Origin of the sequence: Bacillus sp. cl95 (assembly GCF_900115925.1) — a bacterium.
Taxonomy (GTDB): Bacteria; Bacillota; Bacilli; order Bacillales; family Cytobacillaceae; genus Neobacillus_A.
Genome location: NZ_FOYF01000007.1, coordinates 37,770 through 56,639, shown reverse-complemented (window position 1 = coordinate 56,639; position 18,870 = coordinate 37,770). Strand labels below are relative to the sequence as shown.

The window sequence follows — 18,870 nt, the reverse complement described above, 5'->3', positions numbered from 1 at the left end:
CTTGCATGGCTTTTGATAGTCATAACGGCTATGAAGTACTTCATGGACGTTCGAAATAATCTCACTATCATTTTCTGCATGTCTAACTGCTTCAAAACAAAAGCCAAACCCCACAAAGGGTTTGGCTTTCAACATATTCTAAGACGTGACAGGCACCGTTTAAACCAAATAAATCCTAACTTCATAAGGCTTCAAGACTATCGCTTGATTCTCTTCGCTAGCCTCTGTCCCGTAGTTGGAGATTAATAAATTCTCTTCCTCAATTTCAGGGAGACTGACCGTTTGGTTGGTTTCTGAAAAATTCCCTACAAACAGGATCGACTCATCCTGATAGGTTCGCATATAAGAGTAGAGGTTTTCATCTTCCTCCATCATCGGAGTGTAATCACCGTATACAAACACAAGATGCTTTTTCCGCAATTTTATCAGTTTTTGATAAAAGTAGAATATAGAATCCTTGTCACTTAATGCAGCTTCAACATTTATTTCAAGATGGTTGGGATTCACGTTAATCCATGGCTTCCCATTCGTGAACCCTGCATGTTCCGAGCCATCCCATTGCATCGGCGTCCTACTGTTATCCCTGCTTAATGGCTGAAGCTGTTCGAGCACTTCTTGAGGATCTTGACCGTTGGCTGTTAATTCTGCATATTTATTCTTCATGGCAATATCATTATAGTCGTTGATATCATCAAACCTTACACCAGTCATACCAATCTCTTCACCTTGGTAGATATAAGGCATGCCGGGAAGGGAATGTAGCATGGCAGCAAACAGTTTGGCCGACTCAACACGGTACTCCGCATCATTGCCATATCGAGTCACCAATCTTGTATGGTCATGATTATTTAGAAATTGAGAATTCCAGCCTTTACCCCATAATCCTTCATACCATCTTTTTTGAATCTCTTTAAATCGCTTCAAATCCCATGTTGGCATTTCGTCACATACCTCAAAATGAAATAGGGTATCCAACTCCTTACGACTCTCGTCAACATAAAGTAATCCTTCTTCTGGAGAAACAAATGCAACTTCTCCTACAGTTAAAGCATCATATTGGCTAAAAACCATTTTGTTCATTTCTTGCAAGTAGTCGTGTACTCCCGGATTATTGGTAAGATATCTGATATCATCAGGTTCTTCCGCATCAGGATAACCCGCAGATTTAGCAAGCAATGCGATGGCATCGAGACGAAAGCCGCTAATTCCCTTTTGAAGCCAGAAATGCATCATCTGATAAATGGCTTCACGAACCTCTTTATTCTCCCAATTCAAATCCGGCTGTTCAACAGCAAAGGAATGGAAGAAATATTGTTCCGTTTCTTCATCATACTCCCACGTCGAGGGACAGAAGTAAGAACGCCAATTATTTGGCGGGTTGCCATCCTTACCGTCCCTCCAAATATACCAGTCCCTTTTAGGGTTATCTTTACTCGACCTGGATTCTTTAAACCAAGGGTGTTCATTGGATGTGTGGTTAACAACCAAATCCATGATAATCTTCATATTCCTTTTTTTCGCTTCAGCAATCAATTCTTCAAAATCCTGTAGGGTTCCCGCTTTTGGCATAATGGAATAATAATCGGAAATGTCATAACCATTATCCTTATCAGGCGAAACATAAAAGGGATTCAGCCAAATTACGTCTACTCCCAATTCGCTAATATAATCCAGCTTTTCGATCACACCGCGCAAATCGCCATAGCCGTCACCATCTGTGTCGTAGAAACTACGCCAGTAGACTTGATAAACAACACTTTCATTCCACCATTTCATTTCCATATTACACCTCGCTAAACTTGATAACAGAAAAGGGCTCTTTTATAAAAAGAAGCCCCATAATATTTTTGTCATGAATGATTAATTTGTAAGACGATACACTCTCGCTTCGTAAGGTTTAAGGACAACCTTTTCTATGGATTCGTCTGCGTCTACGTCATAGTTCGAAATGAGTAATTCTTTACCGCAAACCTTTAAGTGATCGGGTAGGACAAATTCCGGCGTTTCCTTGCTGAAATTACAAATGACTAGCAGTTTTTCTCCTTCAAGCGTGCGTGTGAAGGCATAGATTTGCTCGTCTTCTTCCATTAGAACATCATACTTTCCATAAACGATGACTTCATTTTGTTTCCTAAGCTGAATGAGCTTTTGGTAGTAATAGAAAATTGAATTTTCATCGTTAAGGGCCGCTTCCGCATTAATGGTTTCATAGTTTGGACTAACGTTAATCCACGGAGTTCCAGAAGTAAATCCAGCATTTTCACTAGCATCCCACTGGATAGGAGTTCGCGCGTTGTCGCGTCCTCTTTCATGGATTCCCTTGAATATTTCCTCATGGGAAAGAAATTCTGGTGTCAGATCACGATAAGCATTTAATGTCTCGATATCACGATAATCTTCAATTTGTTCGAATTTAACATTTGTCATACCAATTTCTTCGCCTTGGTAAATATATGGCGATCCTTGAAGCATATGAAGGCAGGTAGCTAGCATTTTTCCAGAAATGACTCTGAATTCTTCTGAATCATTTCCCCAGCGCGAAATCGCTCTAGGTTGATCATGATTGCTCCAATAAAGACTATTCCAACCATCCAGTTCAAGACCCTTTTGCCATTTTGTAAAAATCTTCTTAAGATCTGTTAACTTCCATTCTTTAGGATCCCATTTTCCATACTTGCCATCACCTAAACCAACATGTTCGAAATGGAAGACCATGTTTAATTCATTTCTTTGTTCACCCGTATAAAGCTTTCCTTCTTCAACAGAAACGCCTGGCATTTCACCAACTGTAATCGTATCAAAGTGGCTTAAAGCTTCTTTATTCATTTCATGAAGAAATTCGTGGATTCGAGGACCATTCATAAAATATTTACTGCCGTCCCCGTACTTCATCCCCTCTCTCACTTCCCCTTGAGGGTAAGAAGTGTCTTTTGAAATGAAGTTAACAACGTCCATACGGAAGCCATCTACACCTTTATCAAGCCAGTAACGCATCATTTCATAGACTTCTTCTCTTAGAGCGGGGTTCTCCCAGTTTAGATCTGGTTGTTTTTTACTAAATAAGTGCAAATAGTACTCGTCTGTTTGTTCATCATACTCCCAAACATTCCCGCCAAATGCCGCTCCCCAATTGGTAGGAGGCTCACCATTCACACCTTTTTTCCAAATGTAATAATCTCTGTAAGGATTATCTTTTGATTTGCGGGATTCTTGGAACCATAAGTGCTCATCACTTGAATGGTTCACGACTAAGTCCATCATGATTTTGATTCCATGTTTATGAGCTTCTTCGAGCATGTTATCAAAGTCTTCCATTGTGCCAAACTCATCCATGATATTGCGATAGTCGGAAATATCATATCCATTATCATCATTAGGTGATTTATATACAGGGGAAAGCCAAATCACATCGATCCCCAATTTATTTAGATAGGGCAGTTTTTCTGTAATTCCGTTCAAGTCACCGATTCCATCGCCATTGGAATCATTAAAGCTTCTCGGATAGATTTGATAAATGACACTTTCTTTCCACCATGTTTTATTCATAGAAAGCCTCTCCGTCCTCTTGGTTTATTTTTCACATAACATCTATTAATCAAGCTATTTTTTTACTTGATAGAGCCTTTCATAACTCCACTAATAATCCACTTCTGAGCAAAGATATAGACAATGATCATTGGTGCCAATGCCATTAAATAGGAAGCAAATGCTAGGTTATAATCAGTACTGAACTGTGATTGGAATACATACTGTACAAGAGGTAAAGTGGCCATCTCTCTGTCACTCAAAAGTACAAGTGGCAGCATGAAATCATTCCAAGCACCAAGACATGTAAGTATGGCAACAGTGGCATTCATGGGAGCCAATAACGGGAAGATCACCTTCCAGAAAACACCCCACGTGCTTGCTCCATCAATAATGGCTGCCTCCTCCAGTTCCAAGGGAATGGAACGTATATAGCCAATGTAGATAAAGACATTGAATGATAGATTGAATACAATGTATAAAATAATCAAACCCCAAAGATTGTCCATGCCCCAAGCACTTGTTTGTTTTACAAGAGGAAGCATGATAATAGGGAAAGGAATAAACATGGCACTTAAGAAATAGTAGTATAAAGATTTATACAGCTTCTTATGCATGTTCCTTGCTACGACATAAGCCACCAGCGAATTCGTAAGGACCGTAAAGATGACGACGACTACCGTGACGATCGCACTATTTTTGAGAGCGTTGAAGAAGTTCGTCATTTCTATTGCTTCTGTAAAATTATCAAAGGACCATGTTTGTGGAAGCGATAATAGGTTACCCGCCAATTCATGTGGTGTTTTAAAAGCAATCGTAATCGTTAAATAGAGAGGAAACAATATAAACAATGAACCTAGAATCAAGAGCGTTGTGATTAACCAGCTAGTCCTTTTACGATTCATTAGTTTTCTCCCTCCCTTTTACCTAAAATCTTAAGTTGTACTACTGAAACGATAACAATTACGATGAAGTAAATGACAGCATTCGCAGATTGATAGGCAAAGTCTCCACCTTCAAATCCCCCTCGATAAATGAGCAAGGATATGGATTCTGTAGATTTACCTGGTCCGCCTCCTGTCAATGCAATAATCTGGTCGAAAACTTGCAGGAAGCCTTTCATGGAAAGAACCATGTTGATTGTAAAGAATGGCGCAATTAACGGGAATGTAATATTCCAGAACTTTTTCCAAACTCCGGCACCATCAATACTTGCCGCTTCATACATATCTTCTGAAATCGTGACGAGTCCTGCCAAATATAAAATGGTATTGAAGGAAACCGCTTGCCATACTGCCACTAGTACGATTCCCAGCCAAGCAAGGTCGGGATCCCCAAGAATGTTTTTTGCCAGCCAATCCCACCCCAGCGCTTCACCGAGTTGAGGTAACATATGGGCAAAAATGAAGTTGAAAATGAAACCGACAATGAGGATGCTTAAAATAAACGGCATAAAATAAATCGCTCTTAACGTCTTATGAAACTTGATTTTTGCATTCAGCCCCATGGCAACCAAAAGACTAATAACATTGACGATGATCGTCGTTACAATCGCAAATTTAAACGTAAAGAGATAGGCATCTCCTGCACGGTCATCTTTGAAAACATTCAGATAGTTTTTTAACCCAACAAAATTCCAATCTCCATACCCTTTCCAGTCTGTGAAACTGTAAAAAATACCTTGTAATGCCGGATAAGTATGAAATATGAAGAATAGAACGAATGCAGGCAAAGCGATGGACAGATAAACTTTACTCTTCTTCATCCAGCAAATCCCTCCCATAATAGAAGAACAGGGCATCTAAAGAGAAGACACCCCATTGTTTCTATTAACGATTTTGAATTTTTTCCCACTCTGAATCCATCTTCTTAAGGAACTTTTCTTTGTCCTTCTTGATAATGAATTCTTGAAGCAAGTTTTCAGCGCCTAATCCAGCTGGGTAATAGTGGTCAGGGAAGCTTGTAAGTGCACCTGTTTCAAAATTGCCTTTGATTCCTTCAAATACAGCATCTTCTTGGAAAACATCTTGGATAGCAGAGAACGCTTTTTGTTCATCAATGTATTTCTTAGCTGTTTCCTTTTCCATCATGAATTCTAGGAATTTAGTTGCTTCTTTTTTGTGTTCTGTATCCTTATTCATTGTTAAAACAATATCTACACCTGAAACGAGTTTGTTTTTTGCAGGATCATTAGTAACCGGCATCGGGAATACTCCCACTTCAATTTCTGGATTTGCTTTTTTGATTTCAGGGATTGCCCAGTTACCTTGTAGGTAGAAAACGCCTTTTCCACTAGCAAAAGCATTATTTCCGTCGCCATAGCCAACACCCATATTGTCTTTATGACCAAACTTCGTAAGTGTTAACATTTTGTCTGCAACTTCGTCATAGCTCTTTACGAAGGTAGTTTTACCATCATTTTTCTTTTCTGCAAAGTCTTCACCAGCGATGTTAGCTGCTAATGAGTTCCAAGAGATTAGACCTGTCCAAGCATCTTTTAACGTTAAGTAAATAGGAATCTCGCCCGCTGCTTTAGCCTTTTCTAACGCAGCAACAAATTCATCCCAAGTAGTAGGAGTTTGTAATCCTAACTGTTCAAATTTTTGTTTGTTGTAAATAACGGCATTTGCATTCGTAGCATATGGCAAACCGAACGTGCCTTTTTTATCAGAACCAACCAGGCGGCCAATCATATCCACATAAGAAGGTTGAACCGTTTTAACTAATTCAGAATCAGAGAAATCATTTAAAACCCCAGCTCTAGCTAATTCGCCATAAGTCGCATTTCCTCCGATTGCCATCAAATCAGGCAGATCATTCTTCGTTAAGCGAGTCTTCAATACTGTTTCAGCTTCAGGCGGAGCATCTAATTTGATTTTGATATTTGGATTTTCAGCTTCAAATTCCTTAATAAGACCTTTATATGTTTGAATGTTTTCGGACTTGTTTGAGAATAATTGAAGCGTAACCTTACCATCTTCTTCCTTGTTTGAAGAGCAACCTGCCAATAGTGATGCACTTAAAGTAACACTCATTAAACCTAATGCAACTTTTTTCAACATTTCATTTTCCTCCTAAAATTGAATAGTGGTTTACAAAATTACAAAAGACAATCTAAGATAGCGTAAACGTTTACGTAAATCTTTAAAAAAATATTCGTACACTACGTAAACGTTTACGTAAAACTCTATAGTGAAGAAAAGTTTATCACTTTTCTTTTACACTCTTTCTTTCAATGACGCTATGTGGCACAATTCTACTTTCTGGCAGTCCTTCGCCATCCAGTAAATTTAATAACATATTCCCCGCGATCTCACCCATTTTGGAAAAAGGCTGCGCAATCGTCGTTAACGGTGGAACGGACATTTCAGCCAGGCTGGTATTGTCGTACCCGATAATCGACAACTCTTCAGGAATCTTTATCCCCATTTGATAGGCAGTTGATATCGCTCCAATCGCGATTTCATCACTGGCAGCAAATAGAGCCGTAATATCCGGATTTTGTTTTAATAAGCTCGCCAAACCTTCTTTCCCTTCAGGGAAACCAAAACCAACTGTGTATACGACGTTCTTATCATTATGCTTGATATAATTGTCTTCCAAGGCCTTCATGTATCCCTTAACCCTTGGTTCTCCAGCAATAATATCTTCCTTCGGTCCACTGATCATTCCAATGTTCTTATGACCTTTTTGAATCAGATATTGCGTAGCCGTATAGGCTGCATCAAAATCATCGACTTTGATATATGGAATAGGATAATCATCAGACTTGGTTGATAATAAAACAATCGGAACATTCATCTTCTTGATGAAATCATAATATTCTTCTTGCAATACCTCACTTGTGAAGATAATACCATCCACACGCTTTTCATTTAATAGCTTGAGATATTTCATCGTTTTATCTGCGTCTGATTCTGTGTGGCAAACGATAACACTAGAACTTTGCGCACTGGCCGCTTTCTCAATCCCTCTTAACAAACCAGTCACCAATGATCCCGTCAAATATGGAAACAAAACGCCAATCGTATGGGTTCTTTTGTTTATTAAGCCTCTAGCAACCGCATTCGGATGGTACCCTAGTTCGTTGATAACCTTGAGTACCTTCTCTTTTGTCTTAGGCGAATATCCTGTCTGACCATTTAAAATTCTAGAAACTGTCGCAATCGATACGTTTGCATTTCTTGCAACATCTTTAATGGTATACGTCATATCCCACCCACTTCAATTCTTTAGTTATACAATTAGAGAAAACGTTTACGTAAATAAAATATCACAATATGAAAACCTTTTCAAATAATTTTTATTGGGATTATTTATAAGCGTCAGATAAGAGTATGAGGAGTACCCGAAGGATGGAACCAAAATTAAAAAACTCCTCTTTGTTTAATGTACAAAAAAGGAACAAAACAAATAACTTTCGACAAATTCCGGGTGGTGACAGGCACCACTACAAAGATTCCAAAAATATGTAGAATTAACAGATAAATCATGGTAAATTTAAGGAAAAGTTTAACATAAAACTCTAAAAATAATAGAATGGAGAAGGCTTATGTCGTTTATTGTCATTTGTATTGTTATATATGTCCTGATCAAAATATTCGGTTCTGATTCTTCTAGTAGCTCATCTGAAAACTATCACTCTAACTACTCTGCTTCCCCAAATCATATTTATCGATATGGCGAATTTGAATCAGGATTCTATATGGAAGAAATCAACGTTTTTGCAAAAGGTCCTGTTTATAGTTTCGAACTAGATAATGGTCAATTCTTTTGGGGCTATGTCGAAGGGAATCTTACATTAAAAAATTCAAGTGGGAACATAGAGTTTCAACTTAAAAAGCTTACCGACAACAGAATTATTCCTGTTCATTTTAGTCTAAACAATAAGAGATTTTCAGTAGTAGATAAACACGGCAACTACTTTAATCTTTCCCTTCAAAATTATACTGATATTAGCCTTGCAAGAACCATGAATCTGGTGCTAGACGAACAATCAAACGCAAATATGGATCAAAATTTACTTGATGCTACATACGAATTCTTAATTAGTCTTCTAACCTTCAATATTATGAGTAAAAGAAAGATCATCTTATCAAGTAATCCTGAATCCATTCACGTAAACCCAAAATATTTCCATAGATTTAGAGAAGAAGTCGAGTCAATTAGAGGTATTGCAACGAGTTTATTTAATAAGTATTTTGATAATTATCTAATTGCTAACACGGACAAAAAAATTGAGTCTCTTCTTTCGATACTGGAATTACCTTCTAACACGCGTGATCTTAATTCAATTAAGAAACAATATAAACTGCTAGCAAAAAAATATCATCCCGATGTCTATCTGAAATCAGACACTAAATTCAAAGAAATCAATCAAGCCTACGAAGATCTGTGTTCCTATTTAAAAGCTTCATGAAACAATGCCTCCACCCTTTCGGTTGGAGGCATTGTTAATAAAGTCTAAGAAGCTGTGAAAAAAGTTTTTTCGGGGCGTGACAGGCACCATTACAACTCTACCAATATCCCCGTCTTATCATCATGCTTCTTCAATCTAGGATAGTCATAACACGCCGGATCACTATTTTCCATATCTAGCACCATCTTTTCTAGATACTCTAAGCCATGTGCGAAGGCTATTTCAGCCGTGTGTAACCATTCATTCGACAATGGATTCTTACGTGGTGAGTGAATTTTCATTCCATCGGATAGAAGCAATATCTTTTTCACATTGATCAGCGGAATGGTCCCTTTTTCAAGAAACCATTCTGCTTCCTTGCTGCCATCAATGATTCCATAGCCTTCAACCGTGTTGAGTTTGTTTCGGTTAATTTTAAGTACCTCGCATATCTTTTCACGAAATTCCTTATGTATAAGAAAAACTTCCTCTTCCTTCAAAGCGTTAGGATTTTCTTCACCAAATCGTTCTATCCAATACGATGTTAGCATCTTAATCGCAATCCCATCTAACGGATCGATATGGTCTATATTCACTTGCCTGATACGACCATCTACATATTGAACAAATAATATGCAATCTCCGGCAGTTACATAATCTAGTAACTGAACACGCTCAGAAACTTGATTGATCTTCACTGCGGCAAGTCCACACGAGCTTCTCATATGCTTTGGAATATCTTCAAAGCTCTGCTCTTTGTTAAAAGCAGAAACCGCTTCTTCACGTAATTTATCGTTACCTTTAATAACCCTCTCAACCAATTGCCCAGTTCCACCAGCAATCGCTTCGCGTAGGATTTCCGCTGCAATGGACCCAGATAATCCGCCAAGACCTGTCGCACCATCTATGGCACTAAAAATCCCTTCATCTTCAAGAAGAACATATGCGTCTTCATTGATGTTACCAATTCCTTTTCGATAAACATGTTCCACGTTTAAGACCATATCGTTCTCCCCTTACTTTAATAAATAGTAACCAGAAAACGCCCCTATGATCACCAACACCGCTAATGAACTAACAATAATCGTCGTCAGCTTGTTTCGTACCTGAACACTAAAGAGCATTCCAAAGCCTATATAAGCCAAAACCGTAGAACCCATCAAGATAAGGATTAAAAGCCCGCTTTCTAAAAACTTCTTTCCTTCTAAAATATTTAAAGATCCAATTGTAAAACTGATAATCGCTACAAAAAATCCTAGCATTTGAAGATTTTCTGTCTTTAAGTTCTGCATTGATTTTTCGATGTCTTTCTTTTGATTTTCAAGGCTCTTTTCTGTTGATTCGAGCTTGCCATGGAAGCTCTTGTTAAATTCACTGGTTTGAATCCGTATCAGGTGATATTGGTAGTCATTTATCCTAATTGAATAATCACTCTTAGATGATTCCTCTTCATCAATTGCCTTCAAAATAGCCTTCTTCGCTTCAGTGTATTGACCTAACTGAGCAAGAATCCTTCCACGAGTACAGTGAAACTTCGCATAGAAAGGATCAAGGCGCCCAGTTACCCGATTAATAATCTCAAACGCTTCCTTAATTTGCTCATCTGAAATGGCTAAATTATTTTCTCTCGCATGGACAATCGCTTCTGCATAATTGTGAAGAACACCAACTTGATTATTGAGTTCGATCGTCGCTTCCTTTGCCGACTGAATCGAGCGCTCCAACTCACCCATTTCCTTATACAGCAACGATAAGATATGAGGGTATAAAGGATAACCTACAAAACGGCTACCAGACTCCTCAACCACCTGTTTAAACACCGAAGTATCTTTCTTGCGCCTTGAATAGCTACATAGGACATTAAACACAGCAAACAGTTTTTCATCCTCATTATCAATCTGCAAATACTTGTTATTAAGCCATTCCCTTAGATCCTTAAAATCAAGCACACTCAATTCGAGAGACAGATTCGTGAGTCTTACCTCATACTCTCTCTCTTTATAATCCGGTAAATGATCAAGTTTTTGTAAAAAACCATCAATATTAAACTGAACGGCCTGCAACACTTCCATTCATCTCCCACCTATCTCACCGCAAATAATATTCTCCGATTCTCTTTTGACAAATATTTTTCTTATAAACTCCTAATGAGGAATAACCCGCTCAATATTAAACGTTTTTCATAGAATGTAACAATCTAGTAACCGGCACCATTTCACACCTTATAAATCAAGAAGTTGTTCATTTATTAATGAATATACGAGTTTATGTATCAATGAAAACGATTATTTCTATACTTGATTATACTTTGCACGAATGGCATTGGTAAGTCCTTTATTAATAACTCCATAGCTCTAAAGAAAAGTCTAAAATAAAACAGAACTTAAGAAAGCAAATCCATATCGGTTTGGCTCTCGATAAATTTCGAGTGGTGACAGGCACCTATATCGATTGAACAAGTTCAGATACTTCCCCCCCTACCATATTATGTTTTTATTTTGATCTCCTTCTACCCTCTTCCCCTCTATATTTACACTTTGTAAAAGTTAGCCTTTAAAAGTTCAATTAATCTATCAATCTCATCAACAGAATGTACCTTGAGATCTATTATAGGATCACGAGCATTACCTAGGTTGAATGACTCCAACACTTCTCTTGTTAGTATTCTTGAAAATAATTCAATATGAATATAATTATTGTTTCGTCGAGGTGCGGCAGTTAGTAATTTTCTTTTTGGGCTTGAATTGAAGTAATAAATCATTACACCATACTCTCTGCCCTTATCAGGTACTGGGTGCTCACCTATTAACTTAATTAAGTTGGCTTTTTCTAACGACTGCTCCAGATACTCCATGAGGATCTCGGAATCTTTTGTAGCCCGATAGATTTTCTTCGTTTCTGATGAATTCCAGGTCACATTATATAAAATCAAGAATATTCCTCCTAGAGAGTATTGATTATCATCGAAACTCACACTTCTTCTCTTTTATCTTATCACCCAAGAAAACTTCCAGTAATTATAATTTCCATTTTCAGAAAACATATTTTTATCGAAGATAAAGCAGACCAATCTTTAAACAATTAATTATCTTTTTCGACAAATTCCGGGTGGTGACAGGCACCCAACATGTTATAATTTCCTTATATTACTATTATTCTAGATAGGAAGCGTTGATCTATGCCTACATATTGCAAGCGCTGCAAAGATTTACATACAGACAATGAAATTTGTCCTTTTCATTTAAATGAATTAAAGCAAAATCCCCAACTCCTTTCTGAAGCTGCCAATTTTGCTTCAATTGCGGGACAATACCATTTGGTGACGTCACAGACTTTGGATGGTGTTGCACAAGGAATTAACAAACTAACCGGTTCGAATTTGAGTTTTGAAGGAACGCATCAATATATGAGGGATATTCAAGTATTCAAGCAGTTGAACTTGGATCCTTATAGCAGGTCTGGTATTTTTGCTGATGCTCAAAGTGCCAAGAATTATTTTGACAATGGCACTAAAGGCCAATTAGGCATGTTAAAAAACAAGCTAAATGGAACTGGTCAAGAAATCGATTGGCTCCGATGGAAACAAGGTAAATTAAGTAGCCTTTTTGAGAAATCTAGACTTTTAGGTGGAAACGCAAAAGGTGTTGATGGAGAGACGGTCAATCGCTTTACTGGAGAAGCAATCAGCAGAACAACAGTTAAAGCAGCAGAAGGCAATAGTGGTTTAGGGAGAAATATAAGTGATGTTTTGGAAGCATTGAAGAAAGGAACATTGAAACCTAACGAAACAGTAGCAGGAATCGATGGAACAAACGATGCTTTACATAAAGCCTTAACCAAGAATATTGACAAGGCTTTTCAAAATGGTGACCTTGACTATGCCAACAAGCTAAAACAAGCACAAGAACATTTGAAAATACAAGAGCTAAATAATACCGACGGAGTAAAACAATCAACGAAGCGACTTACAGATAAAATTTCCGGTGGACAAGCCCATACAACTGTTACCCTTCAAGAAGTATCGAAAAAGGCTGCACAAGGAGCCGTCATCGGAGCTGCTGTTGGTTTGACCGTTTCTGCCATAACGAATTATTTGAAATACAAAAACGGTGAGATTACCGAACAAGAGGCTTTCCGAGAAGTTGGCCAAGATACGTTAAAAGGTGCCTTGGTAGGTGGTGCCATGGCAGCTGTGACAATATTCCTCCCTGGCGGTGCCATAGGGTTTGTTGCAGGTATGGCAATAGGAATATACGTCAATAAAACCGTAACCAACATTTTGGACGAAGTGTTTGGAAAAGGCGCTTTTGCTGAAATCTTACATGCCTCTGGATATGTATATGGAATGTCGGTAAGTCTTGAGGATAGCCTTAAGAAGATACAAAAAGACGAACAGGTCATTCAATCCAATAAAAGAAAAGTAGTTGCAAAAGCAAATAAAATTGAACAGAACTTTGATGAATTCGATTTACTAATGAAAGGAAAGATCTAAACCATGGCACAACAAGAATTACTCATTGACTATGATTATTACGAAAATAAAGATTGCAGCTTCGATGATCTAAAAGAAGCTTCTAATAAACTATCTTCCGCTTCCCAAGAACAGTTTGAACAGATAAAAAACGAAAAATGGTTCCATCGTGTGTTTGATATGGTCACACTTTCAAAAAAACAGGATAAACGCATGGCTAACCAGATTGGAACCCTAGCACAGGCACAGCAAATCTTGATGGATATTCTTGTTCGCTTATCTGAACGTGATGTGAAAGTGTCAGACTTAGTGACAGAGGCTTTTGATAAAATCGAAAGACTTTCAAGAAATGATATCTTACTAGCTAAAAAGCTTAATGTATTAGAAAAACGCTGTATTTTAGGGATTACAAAAGAAACAGATATAGCTTCTTTGTCAGAAACAGAAAGGGAGATTTTAGGCGGAGCATTTTACTCCCTCATGCACCAATTCGAAGGGATTTCAGTAGATCAGCAGCAATATGCTAATAACCTTCTAAATTATCTCGAAGTTGACGCTCAAAACATTGAACTGCATGCCTCTCTTGCATCGATAAACGATATTGAAGCCAAGAAAAAGATTCTAACAAGCTGTCTCGAATACAGCTTTTTAAACACCCTTGACTTTGAATTACCAGATGGAGTCGAAGATATTATCGATGAGTTTGATTTTGGTAATAAAACGATTCGTGAAATAAAAACCAAGATCACATCCCTTTATAGACTACGTGGCAAACAAGGCTTCATTGATAAATATAGTGCTGATGAAGAGGCGTATGAGGAAGAGTTTTACGTAGAAATGTCTGAATTTCTCCTAGATGAAGAAATCATTGAACTCGAAGAAGTGAATATATCAAGTATTCTATATATCCCTCGTGGTGAAAAAAGGGTCTTTAAAAACAAAATCGTTCACATCAGTGCCTATATGAATTGTGAAGGTCATCTAGAATTTGATAATTGTATCGTTTACTATAATGAGTCTCACGTTTCTGATGAAATCACACTCTCTGAAGGAGCAAGCATCACCTTTACAAATTGCCAAGTGAATTGCCTCGGATATGATAAAAACTCTTTTGTGCAAGCAGAGGGCAAAAATGAGATTATCATTAAGAATACTGAATTTAACAACTGCAATCATTTTCTCCAATTAAAAGGAGATACGGATCTGCAAGTACAAAACTGTGCGATTTTCTCACCAGATGAAAACTTCATTCGTTTCAACGGCTGGGGCAACACAGTTACCGGAGAAATATCTGATACAAAGATTCATTTCTTAAAAAATGCTGATGACGAGTCAGACTCCACCTGGGCTTCGAAGGACGGGATCATTAATATCGATGGTTCTATCTCTATCACAAACTGTGAAGTGCGTGGCCTTGATCACTACGAAAAAGAGAAAATGAAATCCTTCTTATTCAATATCTCAGAAGCGGTTTACAAGAATTGCAGTTTCCTAAATATTAACAAATGTATCCAACGCGGTGCCCTGATCAGTGAATCTAGCTTCGACTCTTGCACAGAAGTCATAGAGAACCAGACCTTTACAGGCAGCTCAATAGAGGTAATGAATTGTTTGTTTAAAAATTGTGAGAATGTGACAAGCGGAGACAATCTCACAATAAAAAATAGCCAGTTTGTTGATTGCAGAAATAAAATCGCAAACGGCAGTGGAATTACAGTTGAATTCTGCGAGTTCTATAACCTGTTCAGTAGCCTTTCAGGTATATTAACGAATGCCAGCTTTGACTTCACTTGTGGTAAAAACTCTGCAACAAACTACATCTCCAAGTGTTTATTTGACGGAGTTAGAATCGAAGAAGGGTTCCTTGTTCAAGGCAATACCTACGAAAAGATTTCTGGACCGAAAGTCTATGTGAAAGACTGCGATTTTAGACACTGTACCACTACACGATCAACAAACGTAATCGTGAGAGAATATAATCATTACTACGGTCTGTTTGACAGGAGAGTAGAAACAAATCCTGTTTCTATTAGTAATTGCAGAGGCTTGGAAAATGTTAATGAGGGTGACGGATTTGCTGAAGAAGTCATCATTCGTTCGGTCACTCCAACAGGCATGAAAATTGGCGTGGCAGTAGCTGGTGCTGTTGGTGGATTACCAGGGCTAGCGATCGGAATGGGAGTTGCTAAGTTCCTAAAAGATGACGATATCCGAGTAGAATAAAACTCATATGCACAAAGAAAGCCAAACCTTTGAGGGTTTGGCTTTCGACAATTTTCGGGTGGTGACAGGCACCCGTTAGCGGTATTCACTCCCGCCGCCCCAAAGCTCACGGCCGCCTGTGTGACCAACACTTGCGTGAGTTTCACGGTCTACGAGTTGAAGAACGCCTGGCTCCTCGTTGTGGTGCCATGTAAATCCTGCTGGATTATCGCCGTTAGACAAAGCTTCGATGTCAGCCTGATTCAAGCCTAAATCATGGGTCAATCCAGGATCGTCTTGGATAGCTTCATACAATTCATAGTTGGCATAGGTAAAGTGAGTATAATCGCTTTGCAAATACATATCCTCGTCAATTTCCACTTCATAATCGACATCGAATACAGGAAAGGAATCTGTATAAGTCTCACCATCTGGAAGCTCGATAGTTTTCGTTTCAAATGGAACCTCTTCTAAAGGTACATCAGAACCTGTTTCTCCAGCATCTTCAATAGTAGGTGCATCAGGGCCAATTTCCTCAGCGTCTGCGATATCTACTCCATCGATTACATCGACAACACCAACCGCTAATGCTCCTATCGCAACGGTTTTGACAATAGAGATCGCTCCTTTTTTGACGCGGCCATGATCGCCGTCCATCAATCCACCAATGACTTCTCCGCCATTTTGTACTGTGTGTTTAGCAGTTTGGTAGACTCCCTTAGCGGTTCTTCCAACAGCACTTCCCATTTCACTTAATCCCTGATCACGCTGCGCAGGATTATCATTAATAATTCCAGAAACTGTTCCAACAACGCCACCAGCTGCTTGTCCAACTGTTTCGCCTGCACATTCCGAAGCCTTTCGCACACCTTTTCCAATGTCCTCAACGACCTCAAAACCCGTTAGCTCCCCAATTACTTGAATAGGCCCGCCAACCACGAACCCCGCTGTTTTACCCGCATATTTTCCAATCGTTTTAAGCATGCTCATCGTCCCAACCCCTTCCGGATAATAAAAAAAGCTATGACAAAATGCCATAGCTGTGTATCTAGTCTATGGAAACCTGACGATCATAGCATACGTCTGTATGCCTTAGACTCACGGCTTTGCGTCCTTCCCTTTCGAGAAGTTTGCCTTTTTCACAGTATAAAATTTTGGTTGTTTTTACATATATTAGTATATAGGTCTATAGAACTAATGTAAATAATAGAATTTAGAAAATTGCCAGTAACTTATAGTGAATTAGATTCAAATATTATCGATTCCAATTTTTACCTCACCCCTAAAGAATTCAACATTATTGTCGATAATATTCTTAGAATTCTAACAAGGAGAGATCTATATGGGGTTATTTTCGAGCTTTTTGAATCCTAATGCTATGAGTGATGAAAAAATCATACAATTCGCTCATGAAATTGTGAATAACGAGTGCCAAGGCGAAATTAGAAATATTGTAAACGGTATGATACAAATGGAGAACTTTCATAAGTATGTGAGGAATGGCGGAGAACCTAATGACTTTATCGACTTTATGCGCGAATTTACGAATGTCCTAGATAGAGATGACGCATCTCTACAAAACAAAGCACATTTTTTCTCAGGTACATACGCAAACGATCTTCGTGTTACAGCCCGTTCCCACCCTATCATCAAGTTATATTCACTAATTATTGACCTCAATACATGTTGCAAAAATTATAGTATTTGTGAGTATGAAGTTCTTGAGGCGATCTTTAATGCAAAAAGTGAAGCAGAAGCGACCAGACAAGTCTCATATATTCGTGAAAAATCTAATGCTTTCTTTAGGGACAGTGAAATCAAAATGAAAACCGTAATGGAAATTATGGATACTCCCCGAAAAGTATTAAGTTTATAGAAGGATGTAGATTACATATGAGTAAAGGTATTGTGATGCAGGAAGGAAATGCATTTCATTGTGGAGAGTGTTTTCAAGTATATTTTAAGAGGGATAGCAGCACTCTTCCAAACAATTGTAAGAAATGCTCTCATACATTTTCACAGGAAGATCACATTGCATACAAAAATATTAAGATCCTGGGCGGCTTCCTAGCTTTCGATGAAACAGCTTATCGATTAGCTGTTAAAGCCAATGACGTGTCTGAATGGTTTAAAAAGCAATAAAAAATACCAGGATGGATAAATTCATCCTGGTATTTTTTCGACATTTTTCGGGGCGTGACAGGCACCATTCCTAAATATTTTGTCGTACGTTTTAATAGATTCACCTACAAGCCTATACAAATTCCTTCCTTCCATTCCTTTATGATAAAACTATCAAGTGATGGTAACGGAGGGAATTATGAAACGAGCATTAGTAATACTATTATTCATCATAACGGTAGTAACTCTAGTAACAGGAAAAGTTCACTGGGAACAAAAGATAAAGATGGCGAAAGCGGATGACAGAATGAACCATTCACTACCATCTGAAGTAGAAAAAGAGAAAGAAGTTGTAGCAGAGGCTCCTGCCCAAAAAGTCGAGCCGGTTACGCAACCAGTAGCGCAAACGACTATTCCCGGCGAAAGCAAAGAGGAAATCATAAAGTACACAAAAAATCTTCCTAAGAACCTTCAAGAAAAGTTTTTAACAGCAGCAGAACAAGGTCAATCTCTCCAGATGGCGATTTTGGGATCTGCCTCTACTTCTGCAGCTGACGGTGCTTGGCCTACTCTATTAAAGAAGCAGCTAACAGATACATATGGTGAGTCACTGCTCCATGTTTCTATCAAGGAAATCTACCGAAAAACATCGGCAGACGTTGTCAAAGAGCGACTGTATCAAGATATGTTGAACACAAAAGTAGATATTCTCTTAATAGAACCTTTCCTCCTTCATGACAACGGAAGACTATTTATGCCAAAAAGGTTGGAAAACTTAACAACGATCCTGAACGATTTCAAGAAAGCCAATCCAGAAATCGTCATCATGATTCAACCATCTAACCCTATCTACTTAGCACACTATTATGTAAAAGAAGAACAACAATTAGAGGAATACGCCAAAAACAACCAATACATCTACCTCAACCACTGGGAAGTGTGGCCTGACGGCAAATCAAAAGACTTGAAACAATACCTTACTGATAAGAGCCTACCTAATCAAAAAGGCAACGAACTATGGGCGGATTACTTAACGAAGTACTTCGTTCATAAAGAGTAAAAATCAAAAATGGAGAGTGAGACCCCTATTCGGCGTCCACTCTCCATTTCTTTTATTTGCGTCACTGAAAGGTTAGTAATACACATTCAAAGA

At 38.3% G+C, this 18,870-nt stretch carries 16 protein-coding genes and 1 riboswitch; of the genes, 6 read left to right on the top strand and 10 right to left on the bottom strand.

What is annotated here, in order from left to right:
- Positions 1–159: 159 nt before the first annotated feature.
- From BMZ31_RS17460 to BMZ31_RS17435, 6 genes are all read right to left on the bottom strand, one after another.
- Complete coding sequence (locus tag BMZ31_RS17460; RefSeq protein WP_090833223.1) at positions 160–1,782, bottom strand: glycoside hydrolase family 13 protein; 1,623 nt, start codon at positions 1,780–1,782, stop codon at positions 160–162.
- A gap of 78 nt (positions 1,783–1,860) precedes the next feature.
- Entirely contained in the window at positions 1,861–3,546 is a 1,686-nt protein-coding gene (locus BMZ31_RS17455; RefSeq protein ID WP_090833222.1) for a glycoside hydrolase family 13 protein, read from the bottom strand.
- A 62-nt stretch (positions 3,547–3,608) separates the two neighbouring features.
- Positions 3,609–4,430, bottom strand: a complete 822-nt coding sequence (locus BMZ31_RS17450; protein ID WP_090833221.1) for a carbohydrate ABC transporter permease — start codon at positions 4,428–4,430, stop codon at positions 3,609–3,611.
- The gene (locus BMZ31_RS17445) at positions 4,430–5,290 is read right to left on the bottom strand and encodes a carbohydrate ABC transporter permease (protein WP_090833220.1); all 861 of its coding nucleotides are present in this window, start codon (positions 5,288–5,290) and stop codon (positions 4,430–4,432) included. The genes BMZ31_RS17450 and BMZ31_RS17445 overlap by 1 nt, the downstream gene beginning before the upstream one ends.
- Positions 5,291–5,354: 64 nt before the next feature.
- Positions 5,355–6,587, bottom strand: a complete 1,233-nt coding sequence (locus BMZ31_RS17440) for an ABC transporter substrate-binding protein (RefSeq protein WP_090833219.1) — start codon at positions 6,585–6,587, stop codon at positions 5,355–5,357.
- A 145-nt stretch (positions 6,588–6,732) separates the two neighbouring features.
- Positions 6,733–7,737 carry a LacI family DNA-binding transcriptional regulator gene (locus BMZ31_RS17435; RefSeq protein ID WP_090833218.1) on the bottom strand — a complete coding sequence of 335 codons (1,005 nt, stop codon included), beginning with the start codon at positions 7,735–7,737 and terminating at the stop codon, positions 6,733–6,735.
- A gap of 340 nt (positions 7,738–8,077) precedes the next feature.
- On the opposite strand from BMZ31_RS17435, the gene BMZ31_RS20995 reads away from it, so the two are divergent.
- Positions 8,078–8,944 (top strand): J domain-containing protein, encoded by an 867-nt coding sequence (locus BMZ31_RS20995; protein ID WP_090833217.1) that lies wholly within the window; start codon positions 8,078–8,080, stop codon positions 8,942–8,944.
- Between the two features lie 89 nt (positions 8,945–9,033).
- Here the strand turns inward: BMZ31_RS20995 and BMZ31_RS17425 are convergent, their stop codons facing one another.
- The 3 genes from BMZ31_RS17425 to BMZ31_RS17415 all read right to left on the bottom strand — a co-directional run bounded on the left by BMZ31_RS17425 (position 9,034) and on the right by BMZ31_RS17415 (position 11,855).
- Entirely contained in the window at positions 9,034–9,927 is an 894-nt protein-coding gene (locus BMZ31_RS17425; RefSeq protein ID WP_090833216.1) for a hypothetical protein, read from the bottom strand.
- Between the two features lie 12 nt (positions 9,928–9,939).
- The gene (locus BMZ31_RS17420; RefSeq protein ID WP_090833215.1) at positions 9,940–10,995 is read right to left on the bottom strand and encodes a hypothetical protein; all 1,056 of its coding nucleotides are present in this window, start codon (positions 10,993–10,995) and stop codon (positions 9,940–9,942) included.
- 458 nt (positions 10,996–11,453) lie between these two features.
- Entirely contained in the window at positions 11,454–11,855 is a 402-nt protein-coding gene (locus BMZ31_RS17415; protein ID WP_090833214.1) for a hypothetical protein, read from the bottom strand.
- A gap of 246 nt (positions 11,856–12,101) precedes the next feature.
- Here BMZ31_RS17415 and BMZ31_RS17410 point away from each other — a divergent pair, with 246 nt between their 5' ends.
- Complete coding sequence (locus tag BMZ31_RS17410; protein ID WP_090833213.1) at positions 12,102–13,415, top strand: magnetosome protein MamC family protein; 1,314 nt, start codon at positions 12,102–12,104, stop codon at positions 13,413–13,415.
- 3 nt (positions 13,416–13,418) lie between these two features.
- Positions 13,419–15,617, top strand: a complete 2,199-nt coding sequence (locus tag BMZ31_RS17405; protein WP_090833212.1) for a hypothetical protein — start codon at positions 13,419–13,421, stop codon at positions 15,615–15,617.
- Between the two features lie 75 nt (positions 15,618–15,692).
- On the opposite strand, the gene BMZ31_RS17400 is transcribed toward BMZ31_RS17405, so the two are convergent.
- Positions 15,693–16,586, bottom strand: a complete 894-nt coding sequence (locus BMZ31_RS17400) for an HNH endonuclease (protein WP_175478165.1) — start codon at positions 16,584–16,586, stop codon at positions 15,693–15,695.
- A gap of 64 nt (positions 16,587–16,650) precedes the next feature.
- Positions 16,651–16,741, bottom strand: a riboswitch (cyclic di-GMP riboswitch).
- 197 nt (positions 16,742–16,938) lie between these two features.
- On the opposite strand from BMZ31_RS17400, the gene BMZ31_RS17395 reads away from it, so the two are divergent.
- From BMZ31_RS17395 to BMZ31_RS17385, 3 genes are all read left to right on the top strand, one after another.
- A complete protein-coding gene (locus tag BMZ31_RS17395; protein ID WP_090833210.1) occupies positions 16,939–17,472 on the top strand; it encodes a hypothetical protein in 534 nt (177 codons plus the stop codon).
- A gap of 17 nt (positions 17,473–17,489) precedes the next feature.
- Positions 17,490–17,738 carry a hypothetical protein gene (locus BMZ31_RS17390; RefSeq protein WP_090833209.1) on the top strand — a complete coding sequence of 83 codons (249 nt, stop codon included), beginning with the start codon at positions 17,490–17,492 and terminating at the stop codon, positions 17,736–17,738.
- Between the two features lie 178 nt (positions 17,739–17,916).
- Positions 17,917–18,777 carry an SGNH/GDSL hydrolase family protein gene (locus BMZ31_RS17385; RefSeq protein ID WP_090833208.1) on the top strand — a complete coding sequence of 287 codons (861 nt, stop codon included), beginning with the start codon at positions 17,917–17,919 and terminating at the stop codon, positions 18,775–18,777.
- Positions 18,778–18,870 lie beyond the last annotated feature (93 nt).